Raw genomic sequence first — 21,533 nt, 5'->3', positions numbered from 1 at the left:
AATAAGTATTTAACCGTTTGAAATTCACACAAAGTGAACATCTATCATTCAAACAGCCTCGATAAATAGGCAAATCAGTGAACTTTTCAACTGAATACACTATTATCCGCGCGCACAATTTGGATAATCAGGACAAATACATGAGTAACTATTCTCAGGTAACAGCTACAGAGATGCCCATATCTCATCCAAGTAGCTGGACAACACATGACACACATTGGGTATTGAGTTTATTTGGTACAGCCGTCGGTGCGGGCATTTTATTCTTACCCATCAACATCGGTATTGGCGGGTTTTGGCCGCTTGTGATCATGACGCTTCTCGCCTTCCCTATGACTTACCTAGCGCACAGAGGGTTAGCTCGATTTGTATTATCATCCAAACAAGCTGATGCTGATTTTACAGACGTTGTAGAAGAGCACTTTGGACCCCGTGCCGGACGCTTAATTTCCTTACTCTACTTTTTTTCCATCTTTCCAATTTTACTTATTTACGGAGTCGGACTAACCAATACCGTTGATAGCTTTATGACTAACCAACTTGGCCTTGCTTCAATGCCTCGTGCCGTTCTGTCAGGCTTGCTCGTCACGGGTATGATAGGCGTGATGCTTGGTGGTGAAAAGTTATTGATGCGTGCTTTTGCGATGTTGGTGTATCCGCTCGTTGCTATTTTGCTGTTCTTATCTTTATATTTGGTGCCAAACTGGCAAATGCCGGTGATTGAAGCCCCCATGGCAGACGATTTAGCCACCACACTTTGGCTGTCGGTGCCTATTGTGGTGTTTTCATTTAGCCATGCAGCTGCAATTTCTAGTTTCGTAAATGTGCAGCGTCGCCATTACAAACAGCGTGCAACACATAAGTCAGAACAGATTTTAAAATACACATCTCTCATACTGATTTTGTTTGTTTTACTGTTTGTTATTTCATGTGTGTTGTCACTTAACCCTGAGCAAATGCAGGCCGCTAAGCAAGCCAACGTGTCTGTTTTGTCTTATTTAGCCAATGAATATGACAACCCATTCATTGCCTTGCTTGGACCATTGGTGGCTTTTATCGCTATCACCTCATCGTTTCTAGGGCACTTTTTAGGGGCCAGAGAGAGCTTTAATGGACTCGTTACCAAACAATTAAATCTACCTCTTGGTAGAACCGATAAGCTCGGTATTGTGGTGATGTTTATCTCGATTTGGCTATGCGCCGTGCTTAATCCAAGTATTTTAGACATGATGGGGGCGATTTCAGGCCCTATTATCGCCATGATCTTATTTATCATGCCGACCATTGCCGTATTTAAGGTACCAGCACTTCAAAAATACCAATTTCACCTTGGCACTTACTTTGTGCTGATGGTGGGTTTGCTGGCAGTATCCGCATTGCTGTATAACATGCTCAGATAAACAACCTAATATAACCTGCGCGAGAAGGCGCAGATTATAGCTTAAAGCGCCCTACAAGGGCCTGCAAGCGATGATACTCTGCTTCCACCTCATCACAACAACCCAACGCTACATGCACACTTTTGCCGTTATTTTCAGCCAAATTACTAATGCTTGTAACTTGGTGCGCCATATCTCGGGCAACCGAACTTTGCTCAGAGGTCGCAGTAGCGACTTGTGAGTTATAGCCATCAATCGCACACACTTGCTCATTTATTTTTTCAAACGAATTCGTTACATGGTTCGTTGTAGTAAAGGTTTGCTCGACACTCGATAAAGCACTTTGCATTGAGTTCACAGTTTGCCCGGAGCCACTTTGTAGTGCTTCTATAATTTTATGTATTTCTTTGGTGGAATCTTGCGTTTTTTGCGCCAGTGCCCTCACCTCATCGGCGACCACAGCAAACCCTCTACCTTGCTCTCCTGCTCTTGCCGCTTCGATAGCTGCATTCAATGCTAATAAATTGGTTTGTTCAGCAATGCCTTTTATCACTTCAAGTACAGAGCCTATCTCTGCACTGTCTTTTGCTACCTTATCAACGTTTTCAGAGGTGAGTGTGATCACATCTTTTAACGCTTTATTGTTTTGTACGTTGGCCTCAACATTGGCTTTCCCTTGTGCAACTTGATCGACCGCTGTACGCGTTGCACTATTAGATTGCTCCGCCGATTGTGCCAGTGACTCTGATGTCTGCGCCATTTGCTCAATTGCCGCTGACAGCTGTAAAGTCATACTCGATTGTTCTGAAGATTGATTTGCTACTTTATTAAAATTGCTCCGTAGCGACGTAACTGAACGATCTAAATTGGTCGACGAATCCGCCACCTCGCACATGGCTTCATTGATACTTTCCATCATAACGTTTAACGAACGACCCACTTGACCAATTTCATCATTATCCGCTTTATCAAACCGCAAGTTGGCACGCAGCGACAAGTCTAAGGTTGTGGCTACTTTCATTACAAAGTCATTGATAGTCAGCACAGGCTTGGCAAGGTAACCACCTAAAACCCACGCAGTAACTAACCCAATCAGGATCAACACCACACTCAACACGATGGCCACCATTAGCATTGAATGCACCAGCTTTTGACTTGCAGCAAAGCCCTCTTTAACACTGATCTCACTAATAATAGCCCAATGTAACCCGACTAAATTAATCGGCGCATATGCTGAGACCACATCAGTGTTCATGTAATTCTTTATTTGCACAACGTCAGTTTGCCCTTGTAGCGCATTGTCAACCGCTTTAGTATCCACCTTAGCCAGCCCTAAAGTTGAATCTTTTGCTTCAATTTGTGACAGTACAGCACTTGAAACCCCCTGACTTTTAAGCTTGGCAAGATACTGGGGCTTGTTCTCTAGAAAAGGACGACTGAGAGAACGCATAAGGCCATCTTCACCAACAAGGTAGGTCTCGCCGCTTGTGCCTAAACCCCTTTGCTGCCACTGCTCAGCATAGTTCATTATGCTGTTAATGTTATCGACGGGCGCTTGAAAGATGAGGACGGCAGTACGCTGAGATTGATTAAAAATGGGGACGGAAATAAACGCAGCAGGTGCGTCATAGGAGGGAACGTAAGGTCTAAAGTCAATCATTGAAACCTCACCTTGCTGAGCTTGCATTGCTTTACGGTATGCATCCCCCAGCCCAGAATCACGATAAGGGCCATTGCGTAAAGAGGTAGCAAAATCAAGTTCCTTGAATACCGAATAAACTACATCACCACTTTGCGCATCGACTATAAAAATGTCGTAATAGCCGAACGCTTCAAGTAGCTGTTTATATGAACTGTGGTACTTAATATGAATATTTGCATAATCACTACCGTCTTTAGCATCATGCAGTTCACTTTTGCTTCCTAATGGATGAGCATTGTGGGCAATATAGGTGTATTGAAGCGCCTTAGCATTGCCAGATAACCCCGATAACAAACGTGATGTATCAATCTCTTTATCATCATTTAAGGTGCGATAAGTAGCCGCAAATTGTTGGCCATAAAACTGGTTCAGCGCCGAGTCAATTTCGTTAGCAGAGGCACCTGATAACTGTTGTTTGTAACGCGCAAAGCTCTGAATAAAACCTTCACTGGCCTCCAGTGTTAAGGCTGAAGACGCTAAGGTCTTTATTTGTTGCTGCATCATTAGAAAGTAGCTTTCGACTTGCTCACTCTTAGCGTCTCGAATTCCAACTAGCCTACTTTGTAATTGTTCTTGTAGTGCGCTGTTGGCTGTAGATTTGGCCAAAGCGGTCAGGATTGAAGCGGTCGCAATAACTGCCACTGCAACAATGATTGCTACATTGAGTATTATCTTACTTTTAATTCTCACAGTGACCCCAAACTACCATAGTGATTAACGGTTATACCGTCTAAACCTAGCAGGTCTGTCGACAAAAACCACTAACTTATATCAATTATTACTTATCAAAAAGCCTAACAAGGTTGTTTATAAATATCAGGCACTGTGATTTGCATAAACGGTGTTGGATCAGTCACTTTCTCAAACTCGAATTGCTCATATAATGAATGGGCATCTCGTGTCGCAAGCATCATTCTGCGCAGCCCTTGCAATTCAGGATGAGACTTTACCGCTTCCATAATACACTTACTTAAGCCCTGTCCTCTAAACTCAGGTAGTACAAACACATCGGCAAGATAACCAAATGTGGCTTTGTCAGTGATCACACGCGCAAAAGCTTGTAAACCTAGCTCGTTATTAATAATTGCGAAATTAACACTATTTTCAATTGCTTTTTCGAGTAAAGCTTTAGGAATATTTTCGGCCCAATAAGACTGGCCGATATAACCATGGATCGTATCTAAATGCTGAAGAATGTCAGAAAGTTGACTGGTAACATGAGGTTGCACATCAGGCTCCTTGCATATGCTTTAAAGTTCATAAAACATACCATAGTTTGGAGCCTGAGCAATTGTGTTTTTGTAAAAAGTTATGAGTTTATATATTCATAACTTGCTTGTAGCCCTAACGGAATATCTAAACCCCAATAAGCTAACAAAAATAAGCTCCAACCGATTAAAAACGCAATTGAATATGGCAACATCATCGCGATAAGTGTGCCTATGCCCGTACCTTTAACATACTTTTGACAGTACACCACCACGAGTGGGAAGTATGGCATCAAAGGCGTAATGATGTTTGAACTTGAATCACCAACACGGTAAGCCGCTTGGCTAAGATCTGGTGAGATCCCAAGCTGCATCAGCATAGGAACAAAGATTGGGCCTAATAGTGCCCATTTCGCTGAACTTGAGCCTACAAAAAGGTTAACAAACGCAGTTAAAAAGATAATACCAACCACGGTTACACCACTTGGTAATGCGAGTGCTTTTAGTACTTCAGCGCCTTTGATAGCCAACAATGCCCCCAAGTTAGATTGTGCAAAAGCCGATATAAACAAAGCACAAAAGAACGCCATAACGATATAGTACGCCATGCTATTCATAGATTTACTCATGGCATCAATCATGTCTTTTGACGTTTTGAACGTACCAACTATGAAACCAAATACCATGCCGGGGATCCAAAACAGTAGGAAAATCAACGGCACAATAGACTGCATCAATGGCGCGCTAAAATCAGTAAGCGAGCCGCTAGGGCTTCTCAGCGCTGAATCTTCACCACTTGCCGCATAAGCTAATAACGCTAATCCTGCTACCATTACCGCACTTGCTATATAAAAGCTTTTCCTCTCTAAATCCGTTACTTCATGGAATTGTGGAAGGCTATCGGTATCTCCATCAACAGGTGTGTTTTTTAATCTAGGTTCAATGATCTTATCTGTAATGTACCAACCTAAAAGAATAATAAAGACACTCGATGCCGAGGTAAAAAACCAGTTATTAAGTGGGTTAACAGATAAAGTCGGGTCAATAATGTGCGCTGCGCTTTGTGTAAAGCTCTGTAGCAACGGGTCGATACCCGATGGTATAAAGTTAGCGCTGAATCCACCACTTACACCTGCAAACGCTGCGGCAATACCGGCTAACGGGTGACGGCCCATGGCGTAATAAATAACCCCAGCGATAGGAATAACCAACACATAACCAGCGTCAGTCGCAGTATGGCTTACAATCGCTATCAAAATAATTGAAGGCGTTAACAAGGCTTGCGGTGTACGCTTTAGCATTAGCTTAAGACCGGCATTAATATAGCCAGAATGCTCTGCGACACCCACACCCAACATAGCAACTAATACAACACCAAGTGGTGCAAAGCCAGTAAACGTTTTAACCATGGATGCTAAAAAGCCAGCTAATGCATCCCCGCTGAGCAAGTTATGCACAACAATGGCTTGCCCCGTTCTTGGGTCTATTGAGTCAAATTGAGTGGCAGAAAACTGCCAAGACAATCCCCATATCAACAACATTGAAAATAAAAATATCATGGCGGGATCTGGCAACTTATTGCCTACCCGTTCAATAAAATTCAAAAATCGAGCCACTGCGCCATTATTTACTTCACTATTCGCTTGTGAGTCCATAATCATTCCTTAGTCAAAAAATTGCCTAACCATACCGCAAGTTTTGCTTTTTGAGCAACTTAGTAAGATGAAGTTATTGTAATAACTTTCTTAACGTGAACTGTTTACCTATAAATCAAAAAAGTGAGCTAAGCTTACAGATAACTCACCAAACATGGCTGACTCAGGGGACTTATGATAGACATAAACGAAGCAGTTATTAATGATTTAAAAAAGGGTTTTAATCTTCCCCCAAAACCGGAATTATTAGAAAAACTGCAATCGGCGCTGCAACAACCTGAACCTGAACTCAATGATATAGCTAATTTAATCGCAACGGATATTTCTACCTCGGCAGCTGTGTTGAAAGTAATTAATTCACCCACCTATGGCATGGCACGTACTATCACAGATATAAGACAAGCTGTGATGATTTTAGGTCTAGACAGTGTCACGCAACTGGTTACTTGCTGCTTATTACAACAGGCATTTGACCAAAATAGCTGCTGTATCAGCCTTGAGCGCTTTTGGGATACATCCACAGAAATTGCCTCAATTGCAACACTCATAGGAAAAAAAATTAGCTCAAAGGTGCCTTCGGAAAACCTGCATATGCTGGGTTTGTTTCATGATGCAGGCATTCCCGCCATGGCGGTGAAATACCCCGAGTATGCCAAAATGCTAGATCTTGCAAACACCAAACATGAAGTGCCGCTCACTAAGTTTGAAGATAAACTTTTCAAAACAAATCATACGGTTGTGGGTTATTTCATGGCAAATAGTTGGCATTTGCCCAAAAACATTTGCCAACTTATTCTGCGCCATCATGACTGTGAGTTTTTATTGGAAGACCACCCTCTAGAGGACCACCTCAGTTTCGCTACCTTAAAAATGGCTGAAAACTTAGTACATATGCAAAAACGTTTTAGCCCTTCCTCAGACTGGCATAAAGTCAAGCAAGAAGTGCTGTATGCTCTGGAACTTAATGAAGACGACTATAACGATATCAAAGAAGACAGCGAGGAGTACTTTCAATCTAAATTTGGCTAAACACAGACCACTTCATCATAAAGCGTTGGAAGCCGACACAATGTAAAATAATTTGTTTGGCTTTTACGTATCAAACGCTACTATGGCACAAAAAATAAAAAGGATATGTTGTGCTATCAGATTTAAAAAATAAATTTAGCTCATTGGGTCCGGGGATCTTAATGGCGACCGCCGCCATTGGTGGTTCCCATTTAGTTGCAGCCACGCAGGCTGGTGCCTTGTTTGGTTGGCAATTACTTTGGCTTATCATTGCCGTCAACTTGTTAAAATACCCGTTTTTTAGGTTTGGCGTTGAATATACGCTGATAAGCAAGCAAAGCCTTGTGCAAGGCTATCATCAACAAGGTAAAGCAATCTTCATTGCTTTTGCCATCCTCAACATTATCGCTGCGGTTGTTAACACTGCTGGGGTACTTTTACTCACGGCAAGTCTATTACATTATGCCTTGCCTTGGTCTATTGATATAACCGTGCTTTGTTTTGGTATTTTAGCCCTGTGTTTACTGATCTTACTGTTAGGTCATTATCGAGTATTAGATAAAGCCAGCAAGCTCATTATGGTCACATTGACTATCTCAACTATCGCAGCTTTAGCCGTTGCAATTTCTCAAGGCGCGGCTAACCCTGCCCCATTGGATCCGCCACAACCTTTTCAGCTCGCAATGCTGGGCTTTTTAGTGGTGTTAATGGGTTGGATGCCTGCCCCTATTGAGATCTCTGCCATCAACTCACTGTGGCTCAAAGCAAAATCTAGAACGACCGAGTTGACACTTAAACAAGGCTTATTTGATTTCAATTTAGGCTACGGGCTCACCGCGTTGTTAGCTGTGGTATTTTTTGCTTTAGGGGTATTGATCCAATATGGCAGTACAACCAAGATTGAACTGGCCGGTATCGCCTTTAGCCAACAGTTGATCAGTATGTACACGCAAACCATAGGGCAATGGTCTCACTCATTAGTCGCCGCAATCGCTTTTTTATGCATGTTTGGCACCACGCTCACAGTGCTTGATGGTTACGCTCGCACACTGAACGAAGCATTACATATCACGCGCAAAACGACCCCAAAATATGTGTTATCAGCACTTATTTTGCTGCAATCAATATTAGGTATGACAGTGGTGCTATTTTTTAAAGCCAACTTGAAGGACATGCTCACGTTTGCCATGACTCTGGCTTTTGTCACCACACCGATTTTTGCATGGTTTAACTATCGTTTGATGAGTGTGATCGACAATCAGCCAAAAGGCTTTATGCAAATCCTAAGTTGGTTGGGTTTGGCTTACTTATTTGGCTTTACGCTACTGTTTTTATATTGGAAATTTTAATCAAGGCATTCAAGTAGCCGACCTATTTGGCGGCTACTTAATTAAGCGGATTTGTATTGCTTTTGAGCTATCTCATCTTGTAAATCATTTTAACCTGTGATTTTGCTTCTACCGCTTGTCCATCCACAAACTTAGGCGCAAACCGCCAATCTTTTACCGCCTCAATAGCACTGCTTACAAACAATTTTCGATCTTTATCAAGTACTTCAACATCATCCACAAACCCTTCTTTTGTGATGGTAAATTCAAGTGCAACCCAGCCCTCTTGTCTAGCCCGAGCCGCACTTCTAGGGTAAGTGGGTGATTTACGATACAAAGGGGTTTGCTCTATGTTGTCTTCCCAAGGTCGCATTTGCGCAATAGCCAAACAATGGCGGGTTGCCTGCTCGCTTTTACCGACGCGCTCATATAAATTAACCAGTCGAGAGTGTGCGATCAGCTCAATAGGATGCTCAAAGTCTAGTTGCTCATCGAATATGGCGACAACCGCCTGAAGCTTCTCTATGGCACTTTCGTACTTCTTTTTACTCGTGAGTAGTTCTGCCATCCAAAGATCGACCGTCAATCGATGAATGGAATTTTTAGGTAAATGCTCTTGGTTGATGCGATTAGATTTGTTTAAGTACTTTTTGACTTTTTGGTAGTCACCCGCGATATTGAACAACTTCGCCGACTCAAAATATACCGTTGATTCAAGCAACTTATCTTTATGGTGGACTGCTATTTCCAGTGCTTTGCTAACAACCTCTCGTGCACCAATACGTTGTGTTGGCAAAAGCAGTTCTATCTTTGTTAAGTAAGGCTCAACCAGCTCTATGCCATGTTCTCCATAATGGCTTTCTAGCACATTAATGGCATCATTAAGAATTGGCAAAGCTAAATCTCTATTCTTTCCACCGACAAGTGCTTTTGCATAGTTAACACCAAGATTCGCTCTGTTGACACTCTGCGCGTCATATATGCCAAGCCCTCTCTCGTAGGCTGTTTTAGCGTACTGCTCAATTTGTACTGGGCTCTCTTGGTTTTCAACGGCTTGTTGATATTGCTGATAAGCGTCAGAAAACTCATTTTTTGCGTTGGCAGCGGCCATTAAAGGGGTGCTACATAGAACACTGGCCAAAACCAGTGCGATTGATTTGACTTTCATTAGGGATCCGTCCTTAATCATTATCTAAGATGATGCGTTTCATCTTAGCGAAGTTTTAGACATTAACTTAGACGACTTCTTTACTACCATCAGAAAAATGTGCAGCTCATACTTAGCTGCACTTGTGAGTATAAATTAGACTAGAGAGAACGCTTATCAAATTCAAAATTCATTCTGAACTTTGTTCTCGCACTCACCGCTTTTCCATTTTCGAATTTAGGAGCATATCGCCACTCTTTCACTACATTCAGTGTTTCTTTTACGAACATTTCGCCATGCGTATCGTCAAGTACTTCAATATCTTCAACACGACCATCCGCAGTAATCGTAAATGCTAGGTCGACCCACCCACCTGTTTGCGCTTGTGTTGCTCGCTCTGGGTATATTGGCATTTTACGATATAACGGCGTTTGTTGAATATCGTCTTTCCACGGTTGCATTTTGGCTATGGCAAGACAGTGACGTGTCGCTTCATCACTTTTGCCTAGTTTTTCATACAAACTGACTAGACGTGAGCGCGCCGTGATCTCCATCGGGTGATCAAAGCCCAAGTTATTTTCGAACACGCTAACAACGTGCGTCAGTCGTTCAATCGCTTCATCATATTGTTTTCGGCCATTGAGTAGCTCTGCATACCACAAATCAACATTTAGACGGTGAATCGCGTTTCTTTCCAAGTGCTCTTGGTTAATACGATCAGCATGACCTAATTAGCTTTTGGTACGAGTATAATCGTTGATCCTATTAAACTTTTGCGCAGCCTCGAAATATACTCTTGACTCAAGTAAATGGTTTTTATGATGCTCTGCCACTTCCACAGCCAAAGTGACATGCTTTCTTGCTTCTCGATTTTTTGCTGGTAGAAGCCTTTCAACTTTGTACATGTAAGGGTCTATCAACTGCAAGGCATGCTCACCAAATTGCTTGCGATAGATGTCAATAACAACGTCCATCGCCGCGATGGCTTCATCACTTTCACTAAACGGCAACGACTTTGCGTAGTTAAACGCAAGGTTTGCGGTGTTTTCACTTTGCTCGCCAAATACTGACTTGCCCTGTTCATAGGCTTTTTTCGCCAACAAGGGGACTTGCTTATAATCCTTATTCTGCAATGCACGTTGATATGCATGATAAGTTTGTGAAAACTCAGTCTGAGCATCCACATCAGCCACCGCAACTGAACACATTAGAGCACTTGTTAAAGCAAGCGCAACACGAGTAATAGACATAACGCGTCCTTTCAAAATAAATTTCCTTTAATAGTAACAAGTACGAGGTTTAAACACGAGATAATTAAACGGTCAGCCCTTTCACTTGTTCCCAAATATCCACAACATGTGCTTTATCTTCTTCGGTCAATTCACCGCTTCGGTATGCTTTTACTAAGCTTTTTTCGACGTTCTCGTTCAGCTCTTCTGCGCTGATAACTTCGCCGTTAACTTGTGCATAACCAACCGCTAAATCAAAGTGACCACGCAAGTAGCCACCTGCAAACAACTCATCGTCGCTCGCTCTGTCGACTAGGTTATCAAAAAACTGCTGAGCAGCATCTACGTATTCTTGAAATGACATAATTATTTCCTAATTCAAATCTGCATGGCCTACGGCATACATAACATGGTCGTTGTAACCCGTTACAACGTTAATATATCCACTGAGTGCTTGGTCGAGTTGCTCATCCCCAGTGTCTGCAATAAGCGGCCTGCCATTGAGTGCCTGCAACTTAGTTTTAGTCGCAATCACAATGATGTTCTCTTTACCTATTTTATTAATCAGTTCGGGGCTGAGTTGCTGGTTGCCACGCCCGAAAATATGCCCTTGCCCACCGATAAGCGTTATCACTAATTTAGTAGGCGCATCATCCGCCCGCTTGAGTAACTCTGCAGCAGTCATATCATTCGCTAACAATTCATGATCTTGGATTAAATCAACGCCTAACAGGGTATTGTTTAAACCCAGCTCTTCCATAATAGCCGCCACTGTGGAGCCCGACCCCATAATATATTGGGTGTCCGAGTCCATTTCACTGATCACGTAAGCAGCAATGTCTGCGAGTACGAGCTCATCACTTTCTTTTCCGCCATTTTTAACGCTCTGAACGTAGCGAAGCTCCGAGGGCACTTGCATTTCGCCATAGCGTTTTGCTTTCACAGTGCCTTGTCTAAATGCCTCTTCATCAATGTCCATCACATCGGCTTCAGAAAGCGTTACCAGCTCACCTGTCACCAACATTTCAACGACTCTACCCGCCGCTTTTGGCGTGATGGCATACACACCCGAATGAATTTTGCAGCCAGCAGGCACACCGAGTACAGGTATGCTGTCATCAATCGCCGCACAAATATTTCTTGCCGTGCCATCACCACCCGCAAACAAAATCATGTCAACACCGTGAGTAAGCAACACTTTTGCCGCTGCTTCAGTATCGTCAGGTGTAGTTGGTTGAGCACTTTGATAAACCACATGCGTGTTAAAACCAAGCTTACGTGCTAAGGTTTCGCCCATGTCGCCATTCACCGTGAAAACCTCAATCTGCTGATGGTGCTTTACTAATTGCTCAAGCGCGAGCTGTGTCCGGGCGTTGGATCTAGGCTCAGCACCCAGTTCAATGGCTTGTTGGGCCGTATCAGCGCCATCGCTGCCTTTTAATGCAACACTACCACCTAATCCAGCAATAGGATTAATGATCAGACCAAGTTTAAACTGCATCGAGAAGCTCCTGCGGACATTGCCAAGTAAAATGTTCTTCAGATAAAGGCCAAGGGGTTTGATAAAATTGACTTAACGCTTTGAGTAGTTGTTCTGTTCTGCTGTTGAAGCCCGTTTTTAATAATGCCAGCACTTTATGATGTACGCGTTGTTGAAAACTAAAACGGCATGTTTGCTCGCCATTTAAGTTATCTACTGACACATTAAATGCAAAACCTGCCGCCACGCTGAGCGCCCATTCAATCGCTTGAGGTTTAACTTCTACATTTTCAAACTCAAACTGCTGCGCTTTACTGCGTCCGTCAGGACAATACCAATAGCCGTAATCTTCTTGTTCTCGCCGTGTGTTGCCTGCTACTAGCCAATGAGCAATTTCATGTAATGCACTGGCGTAAAAACCGTGTGCAAATACCACTTGATGATATTGACAATGCTCATTAGCTGGCAAGTAAATAGGCTCACCATCGCCTTTAATCAAGCGAGTGTTGTATTGAGAAAAGAATTGCGTATCAAAGATCTCGATAAGATCACTAATGTTGTGCATGGATAACGAACAAACTACTTCAAACTAATGGCCGCTGATTGTACGTACTTTTGTTCGTGAAGTAAAAGTAGCTATGTATGAGAATGAACGTTCAAAAAATCGGGTTGATACATAACGGCTTGATTTCTTCCGTTACTTTTTGCTTTGTAAAGCGCTTGATCTGCTTGATCAACACACTCATCCGCTGAAAGTTTATCACTGACAAAATCATAGGCAACCACGCCAATGCTCAACGTGAGGCCATGCTCTGCTTGTTGTGCGTAATGCTCAACTAAGCGTCGAGCAAAACTCATGACACTATGGTGGCCAGTTTCCGGGCAAACGAGTATAAATTCGTCCCCCCCCCAGCGACCAATAATATCCGTGGGACGCGCTGATTCTTTTAAAAACTGGCATAACTGCTTTAAGGCAAGGTCTCCTGCAAGATGGCCTTCATTGTCGTTAAGCGGCTTAAAGTTATCTAAGTCTACGAGTAACACTGATAAAGGCCGATGATAACGATTAAGCCGTGCCAGTTCACGTTCTAATAAATTATACACTTGCCTACGGTTATAAACCCCCGTGAGGTAGTCCAAATGTGCTTTTTCCAATAAAGCTTGTTCTTCGCTTAAATCATGAAAAACCGCAATGTAGAATTCGCCTTCACCAGTAGCAACATTGGTTGCCGTGATCCTAAAGCGCTTTTTTGTGCCATTTTTATGAATGCCTACCACAGTGCTGATGTTCTCTTGCTCACGGTGATATGCATGACTGAGATGCTTCTTAACACTTCGGATATAAGATGCGCCTGTAAAATGATTTGGCAACAAGTCAGACATCGTCATGGTCAGAAACTCCTTTCTTGAATAGCCAAATTGCTTTTCAGCGACTTCGTTTACCTGCCAAATCTTACCGAATTTATTGTAATAAACGATTGCATCAGGGGTGATCTCTATCAGCGCATTACGCTCACGTAATAGCTGCGTCATTAACCACAGCATGAGCATGTTCAGTATTGCCGTTAAACAGACTATCGGTGATAAAAAGTAAGCGCCAAGCTTTATATATAAGGTTGTTTCATCATGTAATTGCGTTTGTTGAGCTAAAGTTTGCTGATAACTAACGTGTAGGCTCTTTCTCAACACATCAAGTGCTTGTTCGGCCGCGCTATCATCTACTTTCACCTCCTTATCTAATTGACCAATGTCTTCTCTATCTTTGTCGACCACTCTGGCATCCAATAGTTTATGCGCATACAACTCAACTGTATTTCGAATGGCATTAATTGCTTGCTGTTCTTGAGTAGATAAATCAAATTGCTTAAAGGTATCGATGTAGCGATAAATGTGAGTAAGCTCGTGCTGAGCACGCCGAAAATAGAGCTCATCGCCGCGCAATACGAAATTTTTGAAGTTGTGAATAAAGCCACCATAGCCCATGCTACGTTCAAGCTTCGCGAGTAAAGAGGCTTTTTCGATGGTGATGTAAGTTTCTTGCTGCCAATTTGCGTTTAGTGCATTCGACTTATCAACTACTTGAGCATTCCAGTAAAACAAAGCCAAATTAATTAATATCGTCAACGCCAATAACGCGCCAAATTGCAGGTAAAATCGCTTGCCCATGACCGAAACTCACTCGCATTCATGGTTAAATTGTAGTCAACAATCTTGTTTGAGCAAAAAAAGCTTGCGTTTCAGAGCTATAAAAAAAGCGCGCCATATGAAGGCGCGCTTTTTATACGAAAATCAATTATTAAACTACTGTGCTTCGCTATGCTCTTCAGTGGGTGTTTCCTCTGAAACCACTTCACTTAGCTGTGCTTTTGGCGCATCGTAAAACTTAGCGCCTTTACTCGCCATCGCCATCAACGACTCAGCCGGCGTAAATACTGCGTTATCGGTTGCATAAGTTGATAGCTCAGAACACACTTTGTTCACGCCTCGTTTGTCCATATAGCTAAATGGACCACCTAGGAATGGTGGGAAGCCAATACCGAAAATAGCACCAATGTCGCCATCTCGCGGACTCGCAATAATGCCTTCATCTAAACAACGTGCCGCCTCGTTAAGCATTTGTGCCACACAGCGACTCGCGATTTCTTGCTTGTTCAAACGAGGGCTGGTGGTGATCCCCAGTAGCTCGTACACTGACTCATCCACTTTCTTACCTTTTTTCTCGTAAGAGTAGAAGCCACGACCCGTTTTACGGCCTAAACGTTTTGCATCAATCATGCGATCAAAAGCATTCGGTGCCTTAAAACGCTCGCCCAGTTCTTTTTCCAAGATAGGCGCAATTTTAGAGCCAATGTCGATCCCCACTTCATCAAGTAAAGCAAGTGGACCCACAGGGAAGCCAAATTCAACCAATGCTTGGTCTATTTTCTCGATTGGCTCGCCTGCAAGCAATAAATTAGCGGCTTCATTTACGTACGGCGCTAGGATACGGTTAACATAAAAACCCGCTTTGTCTTTAACCACAATCGGTGTTTTACCTTGCTTGCGAGCAAAGTTTACCGTGCGTGCAATGGTCTGCTCAGAAGTGCCTGCGTGCGGAATAATTTCAACCAGCGGCATTTTCTCTACTGGCGAGAAGTAATGTAAGCCAATGACATTTTCAGGACGCTTTGCTTGCTCCGCAATTTGTGCAATCGGTAATGATGACGTGTTGCTGGCAAAAATGGTGTTCTCTTGGCAGTTTTGTTCAATATCCGCCACCATGCTTTGCTTGAGTTTTAAGTCCTCAAATACGGCTTCAATCACCATATCGACATGTTTAAAGCCCGAGTAATCCGTACTACCCGTAATGCGATTCATGGTTTGTTGTAGCTCTGCCTTGCTCATAATGCGACGCTTTTGGCGCTTCGACAAAATCTTAAAGCTGTAGTTCATGGCATTGCTAATACCTTGATGCGCGACATCTTTTACGCGAACCAACGCACCTGCTTTCACGGCACTCACATGAGCGATACCCGCGCCCATCAAACCACCACCCAGCACGGCGGTGCGTTCAATCGGTGCCACATCATCATTTTTGTAGTCTTTTTTCATTTCCGTGGTGGCAAAGAAAATACCACGTAATGATTTAGACACATCCGTCATCACCAAGTCAGCAAAACCTTCAGCTTCCGTCTTATATGCTTTAAGCTCATCAAGCTCAATTGACGCACGTACGGCTTTAATGATGCTCAATGGTGCAGGATAATGGCCGCCCGTCTTTTTAAGCACATTTTCTTGCGCTTTTTTGAAGATAATGTTTCGACCAAACGGGTTAGACTCTAATAGCTGACTGATCTTGTCTAAACGAGGCTTACTTACTTTAGCTTTACCTTTGGTGGCCATTTCAGCCGCCACGCGCTCTAAAATGCTGTGTGGTACACAATCATTCACAAGGCCCGCTTTTTTGGCTTGTTTTGCACGTACTTGCTTGCCCGTTAGCATCCATTCCAGCGCTTTTTGAATACCCACTAATTTAGGCAAACGTTGCGTACCGCCACCACCAGGTAATAAGCCCAGTTGCACTTCAGGTAGGCCTAGTTTAGTGATGTCACTGTCAGTACAAACACGATAATCACAGGCTAGTGCAAACTCCAAACCACCGCCCAATGCTGCACCATGGATCGCTGCCACTGTTGGGTATGGCTGCTTTCTCATGGTGAAAAATGCTTGTTGGCACATTTCAGACAGGGCTAATGCGTCTTCACGCGTTTTGGCACTGTCCAACATTTTGATGTCAGCACCGGCAATAAAGTTATCACTTTTGCCGCTGATGAATACCATACCCGTGATGTTGTCATCACGGCCTTGCTTTAAAACTGCTAACAAATCGTCGGCAAAACTGTCACGCAGGGTGTTCATCTTTTCGCCCGGCACGTCAATCGTGACGATAGCAACACGTCTTTCGTTTAATTCATAACTAAATACTGACATTACGCGCTCTCCAATACAAAGGCTGCACCTAGACCACCTGCCGCACAGGCTGTGGTCAATGCTAAGCCGCCGCCACGACGTTTCAACTCATGCAAACTTTGCGTGATCAAACGTGCACCCGTTGCCGCAAATGGGTGACCATATGCCAATGAGCCGCCGTTAACGTTAAATTTATCCATATCAATTTCACCGATCGCTTTTGAACGGCCTAATTTCTCTTGCGCAAACTTATCAGAGCCGAACATCTTCATGTTGGCAAGTGCTTGCGCCGCAAATGCTTCGTGCATTTCGATTAAGTCTAAATCTTTTAAGGTAATACCCGCTCTGTCTAACGCTATAGGCGTTGAATGAGCTGGGCCCATTAACATGTCTTCGTGTACACCAATGGCAGAAAACGCAAAGCTACGTACATAACCTAGAATATCGTAACCTAACGCTTTGGCTTTACTTTCACTCATCATTAACACAGCTGCCGCACCATCAGTCAGTGGAGTTGCATTTGCCGCTGTTACAGAGCCGTGTACTCTATCGAATACCGGCTTCAACTTCGCATAGCCTTCAATTGATGAGTTAGTACGAATATTGTTGTCTTGTTCAATGAATGATTTATAAGGTGGCACATGCGCGGCCATCACCTCGTGAGCTAATAAACCATCGGCCCATGCTTTGGCTGCAAGTGTGTGTGAACGATGTGCCATTGCATCTTGATCAGCACGGCTAATACCGTGCGTTTTGGCCATTTGCTCTGCAGTTTGGCCCATCGATAGACCGGTTGAATACTCAGCTACCGCAGGTGGCACTGGCATTAAATCTTTAAAACGTAATTTAGATAGAATTTTAAAACGCTGACCAAAGGTACGTGCCTTGTTTAAATCAACTAAACTACCCGCTAGCTTTTTGCTTACACCAATGGGTAATACTGAAGATGAGTCTGCACCACCGGCAATACCGACTGTCGCAGAGCCCGCGATAATTGATTCAGCCACGTTAGCAATTGCTTGAAAACTGGTTGCACACGCTCGTGATACCGAGTACGCATCTACAGACACTGGCATGCCAGTACCCAGTACTATTTCACGTGCGATGTTGGGCGCTTCTGGCATTTGCACTACTTGGCCAAACACCAACTGATCGATTTCTTTTTTATCAAAATTTAAACGCTCAAGCATTTCGTTGACGACCAGCTTACCTAAATCTAGTGCTGGTACGTGATGAAACGCCGTCGCTTGCTTCGCGAACGGGGTACGTAAACCACTCACAATCGCGATACGGTCGCCTTTTGTTGTTTTTAGAATGTTTTGCTCAGACATTGATATGCTCTCCCGCTGACAGGTCTGACCTGTTAAATTTTACCTGATTCTAAACAACCCCTTCCACAATGCCAATAGTAAAATCAAAATTGGTTACAAAAGAATCAAACACACACTACCCTAGTTGTTTTTTTGAACACTCGCAAAAGTTATTGAAAAAACTCGGGAACTATTCGACAAACCGAGGTCTAATTATGACGCAAAAATGTCAATCTAGACTTGAACTAACTACACGAGTCCATATAACTTAGAGCACAAATTTGTCACAACAAGGACAAAGCAATGGCAGTAAATGAATTTTCACAATTAAAACGTTATCTTGATACCCAAATTATTGGTCAGCCCGCTTTAACACAAGCACTTCTAATCGCTATTTTGGCCGATGGCCACTTGCTCGTTGAAGGTCCTCCTGGGCTTGCTAAAACGCGTGCAGTCAACGCCCTTGCTAAAGGTATTGAAGGCAGTTTTCAACGCGTACAATTTACACCAGACTTATTACCCGCGGATGTGACCGGCACGGATATATACCGCCAGCAAACTAGCGAGTTTGTTTTTGAAAAAGGCCCTCTATTTCACAACCTCATTTTGGCGGATGAAATAAACCGTGCCCCAGCTAAAGTGCAGTCAGCTTTATTAGAAGCCATGGCCGAGCGCCAGATCACAGTCGGCAAGAATACTTATCCGCTTAGCGACTTATTTATGGTTATGGCCACACAAAACCCGCTAGAGCAAGAAGGTACATACCCATTACCTGAAGCACAACTTGACCGCTTCTTGTTGCATCTGAATATTGACTATCCAGAAGCACAAAACGAATTAGCGATATTGCGACTCACACGCGGTGAAGCGCTTGCGCAACACCAAGAACACTTTAGCCCAATTAGCCAAGCTACTTTATTTGCGGCACGCAAGAGCGTGCTATCGCTGCACTTAGCCGAGCCTTTGGAGCAATACTTAGTACAGCTTATTATCGCCACCCGTCAAGCCGCCAAGCTTGACTCACAATTAGGCGCTTGGATTGAGTTTGGTGCCAGTCCACGTGCCACGATCGCGCTGGATAAATGTGCCAGAGCGCACGCATGGCTACATGATCGTGAGTTCGTAACTCCCGAAGATATTCAAGCGGTGATCCACAATGTATTGCGTCATCGCATTATTTTAAGTTACGAAGCGCAAGCCGATGGCATCAGTAAAGATGAAGTTATCAGCAAAATTGTCGAACTAGTACCAGTACCTTAACAATGCAAAAAGCTCAGTTATCAACCCAAGCTTGGTTAGAGCAATGCCATAGTAATGGCGCACAATTGGGCTTAAAAGAGTTACTTTACTATAAGCCCAAAGCAAATTTGTTATCGCTGAAGCCGCGTGCCCGAGTTAAAAGTGCACAAGCAGGCCAATATCTTGCGCCTCATAAAGGCAGAGGTATGGAATTTGCTGAAGTGCGCCAATATCAATATGGCGATGACATTCGCGCCATCGATTGGCGCGTCACCGCACGCACCGGCGAAGCGCATACCAAGCTCTATCAAGAAGAAAAAGAACGCCCCGTTTTTATATTTACGGATCTGTCTAATAGCATGTTATTTGGCTCGCAGTTATTGCTTAAATCTGTGCAAGCGGCCCATTTGAGTGCCTTAGTTGCTTGGTCTGCGTGCCAACGTGGCGACAGGCTCGGTGGTATTGTGTTTAGCGAGTATGGTCATCACGAATTAAAACCGACCGCGCGAGATAAAGGTGTATTGGCACTTTGCCATCAACTTTGCGATATTCATGAGTTGGCACTAAGCAATCGCGAAAACATCGCACCAAATCGATTTGCAGATAATCTTAAGCGCCTCACACATTTAGCTAAACCCGGCAGTTTAATTTATTTAATCTCCGATTTTAGCAGCTTGGATGATGCCAGTTTCAAACAGCTAGAACGCTTAGCAAGGCACTGCGAGTTGATTGGCTGCCAAGTGAGCGATCCATTTGAGCATCAACTGCCCGCATACAAAGATGCAATCACAGTTGAGGCAGGTAGCAATGCTTGGACTTTACCGCTCATGGATAAGCAGTTTCGGGCCAAATTTGCACAAAAAGCGGCTGATGCATTTGCTCAGCGTTTAGCGCGCTTAAAGCGTGCTGGCATGACAATGCAGTCATTCAGCGCGGCGACCCCTTTAGAATCACAGTTGTCGAGGTATTAACGGTTATGCAAGCTTCTCCTTTAGCGGCATTACATGACGTCATGCCCCCCAATGAAGTGTCATGGTGGCCACTTTCACCAGCTATGTGGTCGCTGATTGTCCTAAGCCTACTGGTTTTGTTAGCCCTAGTTGTATGGCGCTTTAAAGCATGGCAACTACAACGGGCAAAACGTGAAGCCATTGAGCAATGCGAACATATCGCACAAGACCCACAGCAACTGCACATCCTCGTAAAACGGCTAGCCAAGCATTACTATGGCAACCGCGCCGTATCGGGATGTAATACGCAGTGGTCAAAACGACTATCACAACTTAGCGGTCAAGAGTTTGGCGCCAAAGAATTAGAGAGTTTGTACGGTCCAACGCCCAATATTGAGCTGGCCAACAAACTACATACAGCTATTAAAAAGTTTAAATTAAAAGAGGCCATCGATGTTTGAGTTTTCATGGCCATGGGCCTTTTTACTACTGCCGTTGCCTTGGTTAATTGCCAAATTGAAACCCGTGCAACACAGTGCCTCGCAACGACTACGTATGCCCAGTTTTGCCAGTCTTGCTGCTCTTGCACCAAAAGAAACCGTTCAAAGCCGTGGCACAAATTGGCTAGAAATGCTGATTTGGTTACTTTTAGTAGTCGCAGCGGCCAATCCAAAGTGGCTTGATGACCCTATTGCCCTACCCAATGAAGGCCGCGACATTATGCTCGCAGTTGACTTATCAGGCTCCATGACTGAACAAGATATGGAATATCAAGGGCGCTACATTGACCGACTTTCCGTGGTGAAAGCGGTACTGGGCGACTTTATCGAACAACGTCAGGGCGATCGCCTTGGGCTTATTTTGTTTGGTGATACCGCCTTTTTACAAACACCATTAACACGCGACTTAAACACGGTTAGCCAAATGCTCAACGAAGCACAAATTGGCTTAGTCGGGCGCGCAACCGCCATTGGTGATGCGCTTGGTCTCACGGTGAAACGCTTCAGTCAAAAACAACAAAGTAACCGCATTCTCATTTTGCTGACCGATGGTCAAAACACCGCGGGCAATTTAAAACCAGAAGATGCACTGATCCTTGCTCGCGAAGAAGGCATCAAAGTCTACACCGTGGGCGTTGGTTCCGATGGCAGAGGTGGATTTGGCCTCTTTGGCATGGGTGGCCTTGGCGGTGGTGGCAGCATTGATGAAACGACATTGAAACATATTGCCAAAGAAACTGGTGGTTTGTATTTCCGCGCCAAAGATGTCGCGGGCCTACAAAAAATTTATCAAGAATTGGATAAGTTAGAACCAGTTTCTGACGAAGCCCAAACATTTCGCCCGCAACTCGCGCTTTTTTACTGGCCTTTACTTGGCGCACTGGCACTTATCGCACTAGCGCTATTCGTAAAAGCGGCAAAAAATTTAAGCTTAAGACAGGAGGCGTAG

Annotated in this window: 19 protein-coding genes; 7 read left to right on the top strand and 12 right to left on the bottom strand. The window is 43.8% G+C overall.

The features are described 5' to 3' along the window. The first annotated feature begins 140 nt into the window (after nucleotides 1-140). Entirely contained in the window at nucleotides 141-1,400 is a 1,260-nt protein-coding gene (locus AC5FX4_RS08660) for an aromatic amino acid transport family protein (RefSeq protein ID WP_493606036.1), read from the top strand. 34 nt (nucleotides 1,401-1,434) lie between these two features. On the opposite strand, the gene AC5FX4_RS08655 is transcribed toward AC5FX4_RS08660, so the two are convergent. The 3 genes from AC5FX4_RS08655 to AC5FX4_RS08645 form a co-directional block, all read right to left on the bottom strand. Then, nucleotides 1,435-3,771 carry a methyl-accepting chemotaxis protein gene (locus AC5FX4_RS08655; protein ID WP_493606035.1) on the bottom strand — a complete coding sequence of 779 codons (2,337 nt, stop codon included), beginning with the start codon at nucleotides 3,769-3,771 and terminating at the stop codon, nucleotides 1,435-1,437. Between the two features lie 104 nt (nucleotides 3,772-3,875). Next, nucleotides 3,876-4,310 carry a GNAT family N-acetyltransferase gene (locus AC5FX4_RS08650; protein WP_493606034.1) on the bottom strand — a complete coding sequence of 145 codons (435 nt, stop codon included), beginning with the start codon at nucleotides 4,308-4,310 and terminating at the stop codon, nucleotides 3,876-3,878. A gap of 80 nt (nucleotides 4,311-4,390) precedes the next feature. Beyond that, on the bottom strand, nucleotides 4,391-5,944 hold the full coding sequence (locus AC5FX4_RS08645) for an AbgT family transporter (RefSeq protein ID WP_493606033.1): 1,554 nt from the start codon (nucleotides 5,942-5,944) through the stop codon (nucleotides 4,391-4,393). Nucleotides 5,945-6,118: 174 nt separating this feature from the next. Between AC5FX4_RS08645 and AC5FX4_RS08640 the strand changes: the two genes are divergently transcribed. Both AC5FX4_RS08640 and AC5FX4_RS08635 read left to right on the top strand, forming a co-directional pair. Then, nucleotides 6,119-6,973 (top strand): HDOD domain-containing protein, encoded by an 855-nt coding sequence (locus tag AC5FX4_RS08640; protein WP_493606032.1) that lies wholly within the window; start codon nucleotides 6,119-6,121, stop codon nucleotides 6,971-6,973. 161 nt (nucleotides 6,974-7,134) lie between these two features. Further along, nucleotides 7,135-8,301, top strand: a complete 1,167-nt coding sequence (locus AC5FX4_RS08635; RefSeq protein ID WP_493607792.1) for an NRAMP family divalent metal transporter — start codon at nucleotides 7,135-7,137, stop codon at nucleotides 8,299-8,301. A gap of 67 nt (nucleotides 8,302-8,368) precedes the next feature. On the opposite strand, the gene AC5FX4_RS08630 is transcribed toward AC5FX4_RS08635, so the two are convergent. The 9 genes from AC5FX4_RS08630 to fadI all read right to left on the bottom strand — a co-directional run bounded on the left by AC5FX4_RS08630 (nucleotide 8,369) and on the right by fadI (nucleotide 17,916). Next, nucleotides 8,369-9,448 (bottom strand): TonB family protein, encoded by a 1,080-nt coding sequence (locus tag AC5FX4_RS08630; RefSeq protein WP_493606031.1) that lies wholly within the window; start codon nucleotides 9,446-9,448, stop codon nucleotides 8,369-8,371. A 140-nt stretch (nucleotides 9,449-9,588) separates the two neighbouring features. After that, the gene (locus AC5FX4_RS08625) at nucleotides 9,589-10,125 is read right to left on the bottom strand and encodes a TonB family protein (protein WP_493606030.1); all 537 of its coding nucleotides are present in this window, start codon (nucleotides 10,123-10,125) and stop codon (nucleotides 9,589-9,591) included. Between the two features lie 33 nt (nucleotides 10,126-10,158). Then, the gene (locus AC5FX4_RS08620) at nucleotides 10,159-10,677 is read right to left on the bottom strand and encodes a hypothetical protein (protein WP_493606029.1); all 519 of its coding nucleotides are present in this window, start codon (nucleotides 10,675-10,677) and stop codon (nucleotides 10,159-10,161) included. A 64-nt stretch (nucleotides 10,678-10,741) separates the two neighbouring features. Then, nucleotides 10,742-11,020: a YfcL family protein gene (locus AC5FX4_RS08615; protein ID WP_493606028.1), complete on the bottom strand. Its 279-nt coding sequence runs from the start codon at nucleotides 11,018-11,020 to the stop codon at nucleotides 10,742-10,744. A 9-nt stretch (nucleotides 11,021-11,029) separates the two neighbouring features. Beyond that, a complete protein-coding gene (locus AC5FX4_RS08610) occupies nucleotides 11,030-12,157 on the bottom strand; it encodes an ATP-NAD kinase family protein (protein ID WP_493606027.1) in 1,128 nt (375 codons plus the stop codon). Further along, the gene (locus AC5FX4_RS08605; RefSeq protein WP_493606026.1) at nucleotides 12,147-12,701 is read right to left on the bottom strand and encodes an elongation factor P hydroxylase; all 555 of its coding nucleotides are present in this window, start codon (nucleotides 12,699-12,701) and stop codon (nucleotides 12,147-12,149) included. The genes AC5FX4_RS08610 and AC5FX4_RS08605 overlap by 11 nt, the downstream gene beginning before the upstream one ends. Nucleotides 12,702-12,772: 71 nt before the next feature. Then, a complete protein-coding gene (locus tag AC5FX4_RS08600; RefSeq protein ID WP_493606025.1) occupies nucleotides 12,773-14,302 on the bottom strand; it encodes a diguanylate cyclase in 1,530 nt (509 codons plus the stop codon). Between the two features lie 135 nt (nucleotides 14,303-14,437). Then, entirely contained in the window at nucleotides 14,438-16,606 is a 2,169-nt protein-coding gene (gene fadJ, locus AC5FX4_RS08595) for a fatty acid oxidation complex subunit alpha FadJ (RefSeq protein WP_493606024.1), read from the bottom strand. After that, the gene (gene fadI, locus AC5FX4_RS08590; protein WP_493606023.1) at nucleotides 16,606-17,916 is read right to left on the bottom strand and encodes an acetyl-CoA C-acyltransferase FadI; all 1,311 of its coding nucleotides are present in this window, start codon (nucleotides 17,914-17,916) and stop codon (nucleotides 16,606-16,608) included. Before fadI ends, fadJ begins: the two co-directional genes overlap by 1 nt. Nucleotides 17,917-18,198: 282 nt before the next feature. On the opposite strand from fadI, the gene AC5FX4_RS08585 reads away from it, so the two are divergent. From AC5FX4_RS08585 to AC5FX4_RS08570, 4 genes are read left to right on the top strand one after another with little or no spacing between them, the layout of a single operon-like run. Next, on the top strand, nucleotides 18,199-19,155 hold the full coding sequence (locus AC5FX4_RS08585) for an AAA family ATPase (RefSeq protein WP_493606022.1): 957 nt from the start codon (nucleotides 18,199-18,201) through the stop codon (nucleotides 19,153-19,155). A 2-nt stretch (nucleotides 19,156-19,157) separates the two neighbouring features. Further along, on the top strand, nucleotides 19,158-20,105 hold the full coding sequence (locus tag AC5FX4_RS08580) for a DUF58 domain-containing protein (protein WP_493606021.1): 948 nt from the start codon (nucleotides 19,158-19,160) through the stop codon (nucleotides 20,103-20,105). A gap of 5 nt (nucleotides 20,106-20,110) precedes the next feature. Beyond that, nucleotides 20,111-20,545 carry a DUF4381 domain-containing protein gene (locus AC5FX4_RS08575; protein ID WP_493606020.1) on the top strand — a complete coding sequence of 145 codons (435 nt, stop codon included), beginning with the start codon at nucleotides 20,111-20,113 and terminating at the stop codon, nucleotides 20,543-20,545. Further along, the gene (locus AC5FX4_RS08570) at nucleotides 20,538-21,533 is read left to right on the top strand and encodes a vWA domain-containing protein (protein ID WP_493606019.1); all 996 of its coding nucleotides are present in this window, start codon (nucleotides 20,538-20,540) and stop codon (nucleotides 21,531-21,533) included. Before AC5FX4_RS08575 ends, AC5FX4_RS08570 begins: the two co-directional genes overlap by 8 nt.

It is taken from the genome of Pseudoalteromonas sp. ATL1 (genome assembly GCF_058933015.1).
Note: the sequence above shows the minus strand (reverse complement) of the source record. Positions and strands in the feature narration are given on the sequence as shown.